Annotated in this window: 15 protein-coding genes; 11 read left to right on the plus strand and 4 right to left on the minus strand. The window is 32.5% G+C overall.

Annotated elements, in window-relative coordinates; all coding sequences use genetic code 11:
* Positions 1–48 precede the first annotated feature (48 nt).
* The 5 genes from GKZ88_RS06070 to GKZ88_RS06090 all read left to right on the plus strand — a co-directional run bounded on the left by GKZ88_RS06070 (position 49) and on the right by GKZ88_RS06090 (position 4250).
* Positions 49–1257: an NAD(P)/FAD-dependent oxidoreductase gene (locus GKZ88_RS06070; protein ID WP_155101490.1), complete on the plus strand. Its 1209-nt coding sequence runs from the start codon at positions 49–51 to the stop codon at positions 1255–1257.
* Between the two features lie 4 nt (positions 1258–1261).
* Complete coding sequence (locus tag GKZ88_RS06075) at positions 1262–1909, plus strand: HAD family hydrolase (RefSeq protein WP_155101491.1); 648 nt, start codon at positions 1262–1264, stop codon at positions 1907–1909.
* Positions 1910–2059: 150 nt separating this feature from the next.
* Positions 2060–2776: a hypothetical protein gene (locus tag GKZ88_RS06080; protein WP_155101492.1), complete on the plus strand. Its 717-nt coding sequence runs from the start codon at positions 2060–2062 to the stop codon at positions 2774–2776.
* Positions 2777–2786: 10 nt separating this feature from the next.
* A complete protein-coding gene (locus GKZ88_RS06085; protein ID WP_155101493.1) occupies positions 2787–3536 on the plus strand; it encodes a hypothetical protein in 750 nt (249 codons plus the stop codon).
* Between the two features lie 6 nt (positions 3537–3542).
* Positions 3543–4250: a hypothetical protein gene (locus tag GKZ88_RS06090; protein WP_155101494.1), complete on the plus strand. Its 708-nt coding sequence runs from the start codon at positions 3543–3545 to the stop codon at positions 4248–4250.
* On the opposite strand, the gene GKZ88_RS06095 is transcribed toward GKZ88_RS06090, so the two are convergent.
* Positions 4234–5226 (minus strand): tetratricopeptide repeat protein, encoded by a 993-nt coding sequence (locus tag GKZ88_RS06095; RefSeq protein WP_155101495.1) that lies wholly within the window; start codon positions 5224–5226, stop codon positions 4234–4236. The two genes, GKZ88_RS06090 and GKZ88_RS06095, sit on opposite strands and share 17 nt — an antisense overlap.
* 61 nt (positions 5227–5287) lie before the next feature.
* On the minus strand, positions 5288–5764 hold the full coding sequence (locus tag GKZ88_RS06100) for a TspO/MBR family protein (RefSeq protein ID WP_155101496.1): 477 nt from the start codon (positions 5762–5764) through the stop codon (positions 5288–5290).
* A 152-nt stretch (positions 5765–5916) separates the two neighbouring features.
* On the opposite strand from GKZ88_RS06100, the gene GKZ88_RS06105 reads away from it, so the two are divergent.
* The 5 genes from GKZ88_RS06105 (at position 5917) to GKZ88_RS06125 (ending at position 10932) form a co-directional block, all read left to right on the plus strand.
* Positions 5917–7029, plus strand: a complete 1113-nt coding sequence (locus GKZ88_RS06105) for a diphosphomevalonate decarboxylase (RefSeq protein WP_155101497.1) — start codon at positions 5917–5919, stop codon at positions 7027–7029.
* A 48-nt stretch (positions 7030–7077) separates the two neighbouring features.
* Positions 7078–8016, plus strand: coding sequence for a mevalonate kinase (locus GKZ88_RS06110; protein ID WP_155101498.1), 939 nt, complete (start codon positions 7078–7080; stop codon positions 8014–8016).
* 75 nt (positions 8017–8091) lie between these two features.
* The gene (locus tag GKZ88_RS06115; protein ID WP_155101499.1) at positions 8092–8682 is read left to right on the plus strand and encodes a DUF502 domain-containing protein; all 591 of its coding nucleotides are present in this window, start codon (positions 8092–8094) and stop codon (positions 8680–8682) included.
* 62 nt (positions 8683–8744) lie between these two features.
* Positions 8745–9701, plus strand: coding sequence for a geranylgeranylglycerol-phosphate geranylgeranyltransferase (locus GKZ88_RS06120; RefSeq protein ID WP_155101500.1), 957 nt, complete (start codon positions 8745–8747; stop codon positions 9699–9701).
* Positions 9702–10023: 322 nt separating this feature from the next.
* On the plus strand, positions 10024–10932 hold the full coding sequence (locus GKZ88_RS06125; RefSeq protein ID WP_155101501.1) for a pseudouridine synthase: 909 nt from the start codon (positions 10024–10026) through the stop codon (positions 10930–10932).
* Positions 10933–10991: 59 nt separating this feature from the next.
* Here the strand turns inward: GKZ88_RS06125 and GKZ88_RS06130 are convergent, their stop codons facing one another.
* Positions 10992–11594 carry a DUF937 domain-containing protein gene (locus GKZ88_RS06130; protein WP_155101502.1) on the minus strand — a complete coding sequence of 201 codons (603 nt, stop codon included), beginning with the start codon at positions 11592–11594 and terminating at the stop codon, positions 10992–10994.
* Positions 11595–11876: 282 nt separating this feature from the next.
* Positions 11877–12377 carry a DUF456 domain-containing protein gene (locus tag GKZ88_RS06135; protein WP_155101503.1) on the minus strand — a complete coding sequence of 167 codons (501 nt, stop codon included), beginning with the start codon at positions 12375–12377 and terminating at the stop codon, positions 11877–11879.
* Between the two features lie 45 nt (positions 12378–12422).
* Here GKZ88_RS06135 and GKZ88_RS06140 point away from each other — a divergent pair, with 45 nt between their 5' ends.
* The gene (locus GKZ88_RS06140) at positions 12423–12806 is read left to right on the plus strand and encodes a hypothetical protein (protein WP_155101504.1); all 384 of its coding nucleotides are present in this window, start codon (positions 12423–12425) and stop codon (positions 12804–12806) included.
* Positions 12807–12844: the final 38 nt, after the last annotated feature.

Raw genomic sequence — 12844 nt, forward strand, 5'->3', positions numbered from 1 at the left:
AAAAAAAAATTAGTGCCAATTCGTGAAATTAGTGGCAAACAAAAAAATATGATCAAAAATTTCGATATCATCATCGTTGGCGGAGGCGCTGCAGGTTTTTTTACTGCTATTAATATTGCAGAGAAAAATCCGAAACTCAAAATTGCCATTTTAGAAAGAGGAAAAGAAGTTCTTTCTAAAGTCCGCGTTTCCGGAGGCGGACGATGCAACGTTACACACGCTTGTTTTGAACCAAACGAACTGGTTAAGTTTTATCCGCGAGGCGAAAAAGAACTTCGTGGTCCGTTTCATCAATTTTGTTCCGGAGATACTATCGAATGGTTCGAAAAACACGGCGTAGAATTAAAAATTGAAGATGACGGAAGAATGTTTCCGGTTTCGAATTCTTCGCAAACTATAATTGATTGTTTCTTAGAAGCAACTGGAAAATTAGGCATAAAAGTATTGACAGGTCAAAGCGTACAATCGATTTTTAAAGCCGAAAATCATTGGAAAATTGATACGCAGGATGAAAATTATGCCACAGAAAAATTAGTTCTGGCAACAGGAAGCAATCCGAAAATTTGGGAAATGCTCCAGACGCAAGGCCACGCCATTGTAAGTCCGGTTCCTTCCCTATTTACTTTTAATATTAAAGATTCCCGAATTAAAGAATTACCCGGCGTTGTTGCACAAGTTACCGTGAACGTAAAAGATACCAAACTAGAATCAACTGGACCTTTGTTAATCACACACTGGGGAATGAGCGGACCCGCGATTCTAAAACTTTCTGCTTGGGGTGCACGAACTTTATTCGATAAAAATTATCAGTTTACCATTTTTGTGAATTGGTTAAATGATGTTGATACCGAAGATACCGAAAAAATCCTAAAAGATTTAAAACAAGAACACGCCAAAAAAGCCGTTTCTAAAAAATCGCCTTTTGATTTCCCCAATCGTTTATGGGAAAGTTTAGTTCTGGCTTCTGAGATTGAAGCTGAAACCAAATGGGCTGATTTATCGAAAATTCAATTGCAGAATTTAGCTTCTCAGCTTACAAAAGCAAAATTTCAGGTCAACGGAAAAAGTACTTTTAAAGAAGAATTTGTAACTGCTGGCGGAATCGATTTAAAGGAAATCAACTTCAAAACCATGGAAAGCAAACTGCATCAAAATCTTTATTTTGCGGGTGAAATTGTCAATATCGACGCTATTACAGGAGGTTTTAATTTTCAAAATGCCTGGACAAGCGGGTTTATTTTGGCTCAAAATATTTAATAGAATGAAATTTAAAGGAATTATTTTTGATTTAGACGGAACGTTAGTAGACTCATTACACGATATTTCAGATGCCATGAATACAGTGCTGAAAGGTCTAAATTACCCAACGCATACTTACGAAACCTATCAATATTTTATTGGCAGCGGTTTACGAAATTTAGTCAGCAAAGCTTTGCCTGCTTCGAATAATAATGAAGAGCAAATTGAAATTTGTTTTAATTTGATGGTGAATGAATATCGAAAAATCTGCACGTTAAAAACAAAACCCTATAGTGGAATTGTCGAATTATTAGACAATTTGACGTCACAAAATATCAAATTAGCGGTTTTCTCCAACAAGGCTGATGAACTGACTAAAAAAATAGCGTCAGAAATATTTCCTGATTATTTTGATACTGCAGTTGGTTTAAGTACGGAAGCATTAAAAAAACCAAATCCGTTTGAAGCTGTAACCATTAGCAAAAACTGGAATTTAAAACCCGAAGAAATTCTGTTCGTAGGCGATTCAGATATTGATATGCAGACCGCTGTAAATGCAAATATGTTTCCCGTTGGCGTTTCTTGGGGTTACAGAACCGAAGAAGAATTGAAAATCAGCGGTGCAAAATTGGTTATTAATAATGCTTCGGAATTAATTGAAATATTGTAAAAGTATTCGGTCGCAGTTTTCAGTCACAATCCTATGAACTGAAAAACTTCGACCGAGAACTCCACAAAACAAATTAACAAGAATTTACAGATTTCACAAGTTTTCATTAAGACTATTCTAATAATTTTACTCTCAACTAATTAATCCTGTATGAGAGTAAAATTACTTACCACAATTTCTATTTTCACTTATCAACTTGGCATTTCTCAAACCGAAAAGTTATTGAACGGAAAGGTTCTTTCGCAGAATATTCCACTTAACAAAGTAGAAGTAATCAATAAAACGGCTAAAACGAGTACACGTACAAATGAACTGGGAGAATTCTCTATTTTGGTTCGCCCAAAAGACAGTTTGATTTTCTATTGTAAAGATTATTATTTCAAAAGATTAAGAGTTTGGCAGGAAACTATTGATCAAAACAATCTTATTGTCAATATGATTTTAAAGCCTGAAGAACTTGACGAAGTGGTTGTTACTAAAATTACATTTCCTAAAGTTGGTCCAGCCGATGAAAACTCAATTATAGTACCAAGACCTCCATTATCTACAGGCGTTTACGACGGAACAATAGCAAATGGAGTCGATTTAATGACTATTTTCAGTCTATTTCGGAAAAAGCATAAAAAAACCGAAGAAAAATTCAAAGAATTAGATTTCAAAAAACTAGCAGAAGCAACGGTTCCACTGGATTTCTTTACAAATGATTTAAAACTAAAACCTGAAGACAAAGAATTGTTTCTTCAATTTTGCGACGCCGATCCTAAGGCCGAAACCCTTGTTGAACAGAAAAATCTACTTTATACCATGGATTTTTTGCACACTAAAAACAAAGAGTTTCAAAAATTAAATGCTGAAAACAAAAACTAAAATCAATTAAATGAAAGTAAAATTACTTACTACAATTTCCTTTTTCACTTATCAGCTCAGTATTTCTCAAACCGAAAAAACACTTCACGGGAAAGTAGTTTCTCAAAATCTACTTCTAAAAAATGTTGAAGTCATTAATAAAACTGCCAAAACCAGTACAACGACAAATGCTTCAGGAGAATTTTCGATTGCCGTAAAAACACATGACAGTTTATTGTTTTTTGCCAAAGATTATTTATTCACACGATTAAAAATTACAGCAAAGGAAATCGAAACCAATAATCTTATTGTAAATATGATCCCGAAAGCGGAAGAATTGAATGAAGTGGTGATTTTAGACAGGAAAACTACCTCAATTTCACTTAGCAAAGAAGATATAAAGCAAATCAAACTAAATTCACATAAATCAAAAGAAGGATTAAAAATTCAAGGTTTTAATGAGGTAAAGGGAACTCCACTTGATATAGATTTCATTTACTTGGGAAAAAAAATTTACAACTTGTTAAAGAAAGACGAAGAGCCTAAAAAAGAAGTTCCAAAAATTGATTTTAGAAAATTAATTTCAACAACTTGCCCAGCAGATTTCTTTACCAAAGATTTAAAATTAAATGCTGAAGAAAAAGAACTTTTTCTCCAATTCTGCGAGGCCGATCCAAATTCCCAATTGCTTTTAGAAAATTCGAATGTTTTGTCGACTATGGAATTTTTATATACTAAAAATGAAGAATTTAAGAAGCTGAAATCCGAAATTAAAAACTAAAGTTTAATGAAAGTACGACTACTTACCACAATTTTCTTCTTTACTTATCAGCTCAGTATTTCTCAAACGGAAAAATTAATAAACGGAAAAGTTCTTTCAGAGAACATACCACTTAAAAAAGTGGAAGTAATTAATAAGACCACTAAAATCAGTACTAAAACAAATGAGTTGGGAGAATTTTCAATTTTGGTAAAAGCGCATGACAGTCTTATCTTTTTCTACAAAGATTCTTTTTTCTCAAGGTTGAAAATTTCTCAGGAAAACATCAATCAGAATAATCTGATCGTGAATAAAGTCCTGAAACCTGAAGAATTGAATGAAGTTATCATCACTAAGATCGAATTTGATAAAGTCAAGGTTGATGCTGATGCTGTTGCAGATGTATTAATCAGCAAAAATGTCAAAGATTTATCCTGGAATACAGGAGTTAATGATAATAGAATTAGAGAAGCTCTTCGAGTTTCATTCCCTTTAAAAGGCAAGCAGAAGAAAACAATTGAACTTGGCGACGATCGTTTTAAGAAACTGATAATGGCTTATTGTCCACCCGATTTTTTTATCAAAAATCTAAAACTAAAACCCGAAGAAAAAGAACTTTTTATTGATTTTTGCGACTCAGATCCGAAATCGAAAACGCTTCTTGAAAACCCAAATGTTCTAACTATAATGGATTTTTTGTTTCTTAAGAATGAAGAATTTAAGAAGCTGGAATAGCTTTTTTTAGTTTCTTCCATTTGAAAAAAAGAATAATTGTGCTACTTAACAAAAACAACGTAATTATTGAAAAGACCATTATCATTTGGTTAAAACTATCATCATCATTTCTTGCTTTTTTAATTAATTTGTCCGTCAATGCTTGTTCACGAGTAGCGATTTTATCCAAATCCTTACCGTTTTTTAAAAAAAAATCATTCATCTTTTTATAACAGACTATCAATCTTTCGTTTAGGACATCACTTCGAAATCCATACTTTTTTGAAAGCTCATATATTTCAGAAGTATCGCTCGAAAAATTTTCGTCCATAAACGCAATGTTTCCTAATTCGAATAACAAAACAGAAATAATTTGATCTTTCGGTTTTATAAACGAAATTCTTTCATTTAACTGAAAAAACAAAGCATCTTGTAGCTTTATCAATTCTTCATCAGAAAGCTTTGTCTTTAAAGTAATTCCAGAGCCGAAATTAGTGCCAATAAAAAATTCACCCGTTGGATTCTCTAGTTTTTGAATCTTAGCTTCAAGTATTTTTAGATGAAGCCATTCAGATCCTTCGTGAGATTCTGGATTAATCCTAATTGACTTTTTAATCCAGTCATAAGCTTTCTCATTTTCACCCATTAATTCATAAAGAGTTCCAAGATTTGAAGCTGTAGAATATCTGTTTGGTTTAATCTTTTCAATGTTTAGATATAATGCTAAAGCTTCTTTGTATTTTCCCTGAATAATTAAAACATATCCTTTATCAGATAAATAATCTATATCTTTTGTTTTTTCATATCCTTCTTCAAGATCTAGAATTAAACTCGAAAAATCTTTAATTTTAAATTGGTGTCCTCTAGGTACGAAATACTCTTTATGATCACGATAAACTTCAACTTTATTCTTTAATTTTTTAATGTCCCAATTCAAACAAGCAAAAGTTTTAAATGACATCAAAACCAAAACAACAAAAACTTTAAATCTATTCATAAAATAAAAAAGTATTGATTAAACTTGAAACAAAGAAAAACTTGAAACCTGAAACAAAATACTACCTATTCAGCCACAAAATACTGCCATTCAAAACCGCCGCAAACGCAACCCAAATTAAATAAGGAATCAACAAATAACCTGCAGTTTTATTGATTTTCACAAACTTCAAATATGTTTCATAAATAAACAACCATAAAAGTATGATCTCAACTAAAGCCAGCATCGTGTTTTTTAATCCGAAGAATAAATACGACCATACAGCATTTAAGGTTAACTGAATTATAAAGAGAAGAAGCGCTTTTTTAACTTCTTCATTTTGCTCTTTAATTTTATCCCAAACTAATCCAGCAGCAACAGCCATAAAAATGTAAAGAATTGTCCAAACCGGCATGAAAATCCAATTCGGTGGATTAAAAAATGGTTTTTCAAGTGTTGGATACCAGCTTTCAACGCTTGGTCTGGTTACTGTACTGGCAGAATATCCCACTGCTAAACAAACCAATAAAGCTATTGCAATTTTTACGTATTTATTCATTTTGTTAAATTTTGTAGTCAAAAATAGTTAAAAGAAAAGTTTAAACCATATAAGTGATATAAGTTCATTTTAGCAAAGCTCATTTATATTTTCTTATATTACTTATAGGGTGAAAAAATTTAAAAACTATCTTTGCCAAAATTTTATAATTCATGTTTACAGCAGCTGATTTTATTCCAAATAAATATACTTCAACAATCGAAAATGGGAATTTTGAGTGGAGTGCTCCAAGCAATATTGCATTAGTGAAATATTGGGGAAAAAAGGACAATCAAATTCCGGCAAATCCTTCGGTGAGTTTTACTTTGAACAATTGTAAAACAATTACGAAATTGGGGTTTAAAAAAAGAGACGCTTCTCCCGAAGCCTCGGGACCGCTCAGCGTGACAAATGGATTCTCTTTTGATTTGCTTTTTGAAGGAAAACCAAAAGAAGATTTCAAACCAAAAATTCAAAAGTTCTTAGAAAGAGTTGAAATTTATCTGCCATTTTTGAAAGACTATCATTTTACGATTGATACACAAAATACATTTCCACACAGTTCAGGAATTGCTTCTTCGGCTTCTGGAATGGCCGCTTTGGCAATGAATTTTATGAGTTTGGAGAGATTGCTAAATCCCGAAATGACTGATGAATATTTTTATCAAAAGGCTTCTTTTCTTGCACGTTTAGGTTCAGGAAGTGCTTGCCGAAGTATAAAAGGAAATGTTGTTGTATGGGGAAATCAGGCCAATATTGAAGGAAGTACCGATTTATTTGGAGTTGAATTTCCGTACGCTATTCATGAAAATTTCAAGAATTATCAAGACACTATTTTATTGGTTGATAAAGGCGAAAAACAAGTTTCAAGTACAGTTGGTCATGATTTAATGCACAATCATCCGTATGCTGAAAGACGTTTTGCTCAAGCACACGAAAATCTGGATCAATTAATTTCGATTTTTGAAAGCGGAGATTTAGAAGAATTCATTAAAGTTGTCGAAAGTGAAGCCTTGACTTTGCACGCCATGATGATGACCTCAATGCCGTATTTTATTTTAATGAAACCAAATACACTGCAAATCATTAATGCGATCTGGAAATTCAGAAATGAAACCCAAATTCCGGTGTGTTTTACACTTGATGCGGGAGCAAATGTGCATGTGCTTTATCCCGAAAACGTTAGCGAAAAAGTATTGCAATTTATTCAAGACGAATTAGTTGTATTTTGTCAGAATCGTCAGTACATTTGCGACAAAATTGGGAGCGGGGCAATTGCATTGTAATTTTGCGTATCTTTAATTAAATTTTTCAAAAAAGACATTACATAAATCATGAAAGGACCATTATTTTACTCAAAAATATTACTCTTTGGAGAATACGGAATCATCCGCGACTCTAAAGGACTTTCTATTCCTTATAATTTTTACAACGGTGCTTTAAAAAAGTCTGAAGAGCCTTCAGCTGAAGCTATTGCATCAAACAAAAGTTTAAAAAGCTTTGCATCCTATCTTGAAGTTTTACAAGCTCAACAGCCAGATTTGGTTACGTTTGATTTAGAAACTTTAAAAAATGATGTCGAAACCGGAATGTATTTTGATTCTAGTATTCCGCAGGGATACGGAGTTGGAAGCAGCGGTGCGCTTGTAGCGGCTATTTACGACAAATATGCTAACAATAAAATTACGGTTTTAGAGAATTTAACACGCGAAAAACTATTACAGCTTAAAAATATATTTTCTCAAATGGAGAGTTTTTTCCACGGAAAAAGTTCTGGTTTAGATCCATTAAACAGCTATTTGAGTATTCCGATTTTGATTAATTCTAAAGATAATATTGAAGCAACAGGAATCCCGACTCAGAGTTTTGACGGAAAAGGTGCTGTGTTTTTATTAGACTCTGGAATTGTTGGCGAAACGGCTCCAATGGTTAATATTTTCATGGAAAACCTAAAAGACAAAGGTTTCCGTACGATGCTTAAAAATCAATTTGTTAAATATACTGACGCCTGCGTAGAAAACTTTTTACACGGCGACATGAAATCTTTGTTTACAAATACCAAAAAGCTTTCTAAAGTTGTTTTAAACAATTTCAAACCAATGATTCCTGAACAATTTCACGGAATCTGGCAGCACGGAATTGACACCAACGATTATTACCTAAAACTTTGCGGTTCTGGCGGAGGCGGTTATATTCTTGGTTTCACCGAAGATTTAGAGCGCGCAAAAGCATCTTTGAAAGATTACAAACTAGAAGTAGTTTATCAATTTTAAGTTTTAATCTCTTAAAAAAGTTACCGCTATTTGAATACATTTTTCTGAAATCTTAATCCTAAAAAATTATTGCATATGAAAAGTATTTTAAAGATTATCAAAGCAACTTTTTTAGGAGGAATTTTATTTTTAGTTCCTTTAGTTGTTCTGCTTGTTTTTTTAGAAAAAGGCTATGGCATTGTTCAAAAAACCACACTTCCTCTTGTAAATAGCTTTCCAAAGGTTAATGTATTAGGAATTGCAATTCAGGAACTTATCGGAATATTAATTATTATTATCATTTGCTTATTAGCTGGGTTGCTTGCAAAAACTGTAATAGCAAAAAATCTGGTTCAAAAATTAGAAGAAGGCATTTTGAGTTTTGTTCCCGGATATTCATTTATGAAAAGCATGAATGAAAACATTCTGGGTTTTGAATCTAATGAAAACTTAAAAGTAATCTTGGTTCCTACTGATGCCGGCTTGCAATTTGCTTTTTTAATTGAGCAAATAAGTGAAGAGAAATTCACAGTTTTTATTCCGGATGCACCAAATCCGTGGAGCGGATCTGTGGTTTTTGTAGAAAAAAAAGATATTCAGGATATTGATATTACGCAAAAACAAGCTTTGGCCTGCATTCGAAAATTAGGGTACGGATCTGGTGAATTGTTAAAAAACAAACTCTAAACTTTCAGAATCAAAAAATATCTTTTAACTTCCCAAATCTAATCTATCATACTTTATAATTTATGTTAAGCAGACAGCACAAACTTGTAGTAATGAAAATTGTCAGTTTGTTTTCTGTAGTACGCGGTTATAACATCCCTATTATTGTTTTAGCACAATATTTATCGGCGATTTTTATTTTGGCTCCAGAAAAAAGAGCGCTTGATATTCTGCTGGATTTTTATTTGTTTTTGATTGTTTTTGCTTCGGCTATAACAATTGCTTCGGGGTACATCATCAATAATTTTTACGACAGTCAAAAAGATTTAATCAACAGACCAAACAAATCGATGCTGGATCGCTTGGTAAGCCAAAAAACAAAATTGACGGTTTATTTTTGTTTAAATTTCCTCGCGGTTTTAATGGCATCTATTGTTTCTTGGCGTGCTTTTTTATTCTTTTCAGGTTATATTTTTCTAATTTGGTTTTACTCTCATAAAATTAAAAAATACCCAATTGTTGGTAATTTAATGGCATCTTTTATGGCCGTAATTCCATTTTTTGCTATTCTATTGTATTTCTACAATAAGATTTCATTTGAAGAAATTGAAGATCATATGAGCCATTTTATGGTCATTTCGGCGCATGCAGTGTTTTTGTTTTTGCTGCTTTTGATTCGGGAAATGATAAAAGATTTGGAGAACTTGAAAGGCGATTTAGCCAATGATTATCGTACAATACCTATTATATACGGAGAAAAAGTATCGAAACAGGTTATTACGGTTTTGACTTTTTTAACTATTATTCCAGTTTATATTTTAGTCAATATTTATGATGTTGGCTATATGGACATTTACTTTTATGTGTGTTTTGGAGTGTTGCTTTTTTTCCTGATTTTTCTTTGGAAATCAAATTCGAAAGAGCAGTTTTTAATGCTTCATAATGTTTTGAAATTTTTGATTGTTTCTGGCGTTTTCTGCATTGTCTTGATTAATCCGAGCGTTTTGTGGCACGGGCGTGAATTGATTTCTAAATACTAGAAAAAGTTGTTTCACGCAGATTTGGCAGATTGAACAGATTTTATTCTTCTTATAAAATCTGTTTACCGAAAACATTATATAAAGGCAAAATGTATAAAAAGAAGCCAATTGTTTGAATTCTAGCCCCGATTGCAGTGGAAATCCTTTTATTTTTTTTCTTTAAAAAAATAAAAGATTGAAACGAAAAGCGGGAATTAATGCCTGAAAAAAAGCCAATTGCGGTGCTTCAAATTTCTTTTATTTTTTTTGCTATTAATCTAAGAACATTGAACTTAAGTTTATTTGGTCAGAAAAAACTATCTTTGCACAAATTACAGAATTTATGAACAATAAGGAAGGCAATAATAAAAGAGGCGGATCGAAACCAAACAGCTCAAGATCAAACTCAAGCAAGCCAAAACCTCCTATGGCTAAGCGCGCTCAAGGGCCAAAAAAAGTGAAGCCTGAAGTCAAAGCGGCTCAAGAAGCAGCGGAACAGAAAATTAAGAAACAAAATCAGGCGCCAAAGAGACAAAAGGCTTCAGATGAAATTCGTCTGAATAAATACATTTCAAACTCTGGAGTGTGCTCGCGTCGTGATGCTGATATATATATTCAGTCTGGAAACGTAAAAGTAAATGGCGTTCCAGTTACTGAAATGGGTTATTTAGTAAAACTGAATGATGTTGTAAACTTTGACGGTGTTGTTTTAACTCCAGAAAAGAAAGAATACATTTTATTAAACAAGCCCAAAAACTTTACTACTGCGCTTGATGAAGGGCAGGAATATCGCAACGTTCTAGAGCTTGTTCGCGGTTCTACTAATGCAAAAATTGCTCCAATTGGAAGAATGGACAAGAATACAACTGGATTGCTGCTGTTTACTAATGATACCGATATGATTCGCAAGTTTACTTTGCCGAGTCAGAAATCATCTAAAATTTATCAGGTTTCTTTAGACAAAAACTTGAAATTTGAAGATTTGGAAAAAATCAGCAAAGGTTTAGTTCTTGACGGACACCGTGTCTTTGTTGAAGAAGTTAGCTATATTGAAAAAGAAGCAAAAAGCGAAGTTGGCCTTAAACTAAAATCATCTAATGTAAAAGTAGTTCGTGCTATTTTCGAACATTTTGATTATGATGTTTTGCGTATAGACCGCGTTTCATTTGCTGGTTTAACTAAAAAGAATCTGCCTAGAGGTAACTGGCGTTTCTTGACAGACCAAGAGGTTATCAATTTGAAAAACGCATAAGTCTTTCAAATTAGATTAAATATCAATCCTGTTTTGCTTTTGTAAGACGGGATTTTTTTTTAGAAACTGAAAAAGTTATGACCAAAAAGTGTGAAAATAGATCTTCCGATGTTTTGGTTTTTGTCTTCAACGGTCTCGTAACATGTAAATCCTAAGATGATTTTGATTCCAGGCTGAATGCTGTTCAGAATTTCTCTTTTCTGTTCTTCAAGAAGTAATTTCAAACTGTCTAACAGCTGAATATTATTTTTAAGATAGGAAATCACAAGAAGTGCAGAAAAGTTTAATATTTCGCGGGCAGTTTCACTTTTGATTCCGACTTCGTTTGAAATCATTTCAGAAATTCTGCCTTTTTTAGTAGTGAAGATTTCTTTTAAGATGGCGTTTCCTTCAATACGGTAACAGTCGTCGACTGATAAAATGCGGCCTGAAGCAAAATCAACTTCCTGATAAAATGTCGAGTCGTCTTCAATTAATTTTACTACTTCTTTGTAAAAGCCTAATTCTTCGGCTTTGTTGTATAGACCCATTAAAATTGTGCCTATAGAAACATCGATTCCCTTAATTAAAAGTGCATCATTCTCGAAATAAAACTTGTTTAGCTTGGAAACAACATTAGAAGAAATAAAACGTCTAAGTTCAATTTGTAGGTTTGGGGTCATACTCATAACTTATAAAATAATTATTTATAATTGTTTAAAATAATCGATAAAGTGAGGCTTTTTATCGTTTATCAGGATAAAAATATAAAATATTTTAACATTTCCAAAAAATAAGTTAAGAATATACATACCCGATTAACAGCCCGTTAACAAAAACTGTCATAAATACCAGTAAACATAACGCTTTCGAAATCAAAAGAAAATGAAAATATTTTTTGAAAAATTTCAATATTTTAAAAAAACAAATAAATAGTAAGAAAATTCCTGAGTACTTTTACAGGATTAAAATAAAATGTTTCGATATTCCCATGTAAGATGTAAAAAAATGCCAAGAAAAATAATACAAAACATAAAATTTATAAAGCTGGATGCCAAAAACCCAAGCAACGACCCTGTTGCCGCCTTTAAGGCTCTCTGATGGTTTCTGGAATCGTAAATAAGTTCCCCTAAAAATGCACCAACAAACGGCCCTATAATAACCCCAAAAGGTATTGGAGCCAAAATACCAATTATTAATCCAATGTTTGTTCCCCAAACTCCGTAAGAACTTCCGCCGAATTTTTTAGTTCCTTTTGACGGAATTACATAACCAAGAATCGTAATAATTATCGTGAGCAATAATGTTATACCCAAAACCCAATAATTGTTTTCGACGGCTTCCGTGAGATATAAAAGCAGCAATCCTATCCAACAACTTGACAATCCGGGCAAAACAGGCAAAAAACTGCCAAAAATACCGATAATCATACATATAAAACCGAGCAACAACAATACTAAATCCATATATTTTTTGTAAATTGTATTTGCAGATCCAATAAAAAATAAGCTATGTCAAAATTTTTAAAAATATTTGCATTCTGCTTTCTAGCATTTTCGATTCATTCGAATTTGCGCGCGCAGACTCCCAAACTTCCCATAAATGATCTTCTTCTTCAGGACAGCATTTATAAAAGTACTAAGAAAAAAGTATTAAATTTTTCACTTAAAGAATTTGACTCTCTTTTTCTAGAATATCTTAAACGTAAACAAGATCCGGAAGTTCTTTTTTCTAAAACTGAATTTTATAATTATACGGTTCAGATTGCAACCTATTCAGACCGACTTGCGGCTTTATATCCTGATCAAAAGGAAGTTGCCGCACAAAATAAACAGCAATGGCTCTCAGAAAGCTATGAAGATTATTTAGAATACAAAGGTTCACAAAAAAAATAATCGTATTTTTATACCACAAATCACTTTATTCAACTCAA

Source organism: Flavobacterium sp. LC2016-01 (genome assembly GCF_009711135.1).
In the GTDB taxonomy this organism is placed as follows: domain Bacteria; phylum Bacteroidota; class Bacteroidia; order Flavobacteriales; family Flavobacteriaceae; genus Flavobacterium.

Bases quoted from the DNA above. Each gene is read 5' to 3' on its own strand.
- GKZ88_RS06070 (WP_155101490.1), top strand. From the start codon at position 49: ATGATCAAAAATTTCGATATCATCATCGTTGGCGGAGGCGCTGCAGGT.
- GKZ88_RS06075 (WP_155101491.1), top strand. From the start codon at position 1,262: ATGAAATTTAAAGGAATTATTTTTGATTTAGACGGAACGTTAGTAGAC.
- GKZ88_RS06080 (WP_155101492.1), top strand. From the start codon at position 2,060: ATGAGAGTAAAATTACTTACCACAATTTCTATTTTCACTTATCAACTT.
- GKZ88_RS06085 (WP_155101493.1), top strand. From the start codon at position 2,787: ATGAAAGTAAAATTACTTACTACAATTTCCTTTTTCACTTATCAGCTC.
- GKZ88_RS06090 (WP_155101494.1), top strand. From the start codon at position 3,543: ATGAAAGTACGACTACTTACCACAATTTTCTTCTTTACTTATCAGCTC.
- GKZ88_RS06095 (WP_155101495.1), bottom strand. From the start codon at position 5,226: ATGAATAGATTTAAAGTTTTTGTTGTTTTGGTTTTGATGTCATTTAAA.
- GKZ88_RS06100 (WP_155101496.1), bottom strand. From the start codon at position 5,764: ATGAATAAATACGTAAAAATTGCAATAGCTTTATTGGTTTGTTTAGCA.
- GKZ88_RS06105 (WP_155101497.1), top strand. From the start codon at position 5,917: ATGTTTACAGCAGCTGATTTTATTCCAAATAAATATACTTCAACAATC.
- GKZ88_RS06110 (WP_155101498.1), top strand. From the start codon at position 7,078: ATGAAAGGACCATTATTTTACTCAAAAATATTACTCTTTGGAGAATAC.
- GKZ88_RS06115 (WP_155101499.1), top strand. From the start codon at position 8,092: ATGAAAAGTATTTTAAAGATTATCAAAGCAACTTTTTTAGGAGGAATT.
- GKZ88_RS06120 (WP_155101500.1), top strand. From the start codon at position 8,745: ATGTTAAGCAGACAGCACAAACTTGTAGTAATGAAAATTGTCAGTTTG.
- GKZ88_RS06125 (WP_155101501.1), top strand. From the start codon at position 10,024: ATGAACAATAAGGAAGGCAATAATAAAAGAGGCGGATCGAAACCAAAC.
- GKZ88_RS06130 (WP_155101502.1), bottom strand. From the start codon at position 11,594: ATGACCCCAAACCTACAAATTGAACTTAGACGTTTTATTTCTTCTAAT.
- GKZ88_RS06135 (WP_155101503.1), bottom strand. From the start codon at position 12,377: ATGGATTTAGTATTGTTGTTGCTCGGTTTTATATGTATGATTATCGGT.
- GKZ88_RS06140 (WP_155101504.1), top strand. From the start codon at position 12,423: ATGTCAAAATTTTTAAAAATATTTGCATTCTGCTTTCTAGCATTTTCG.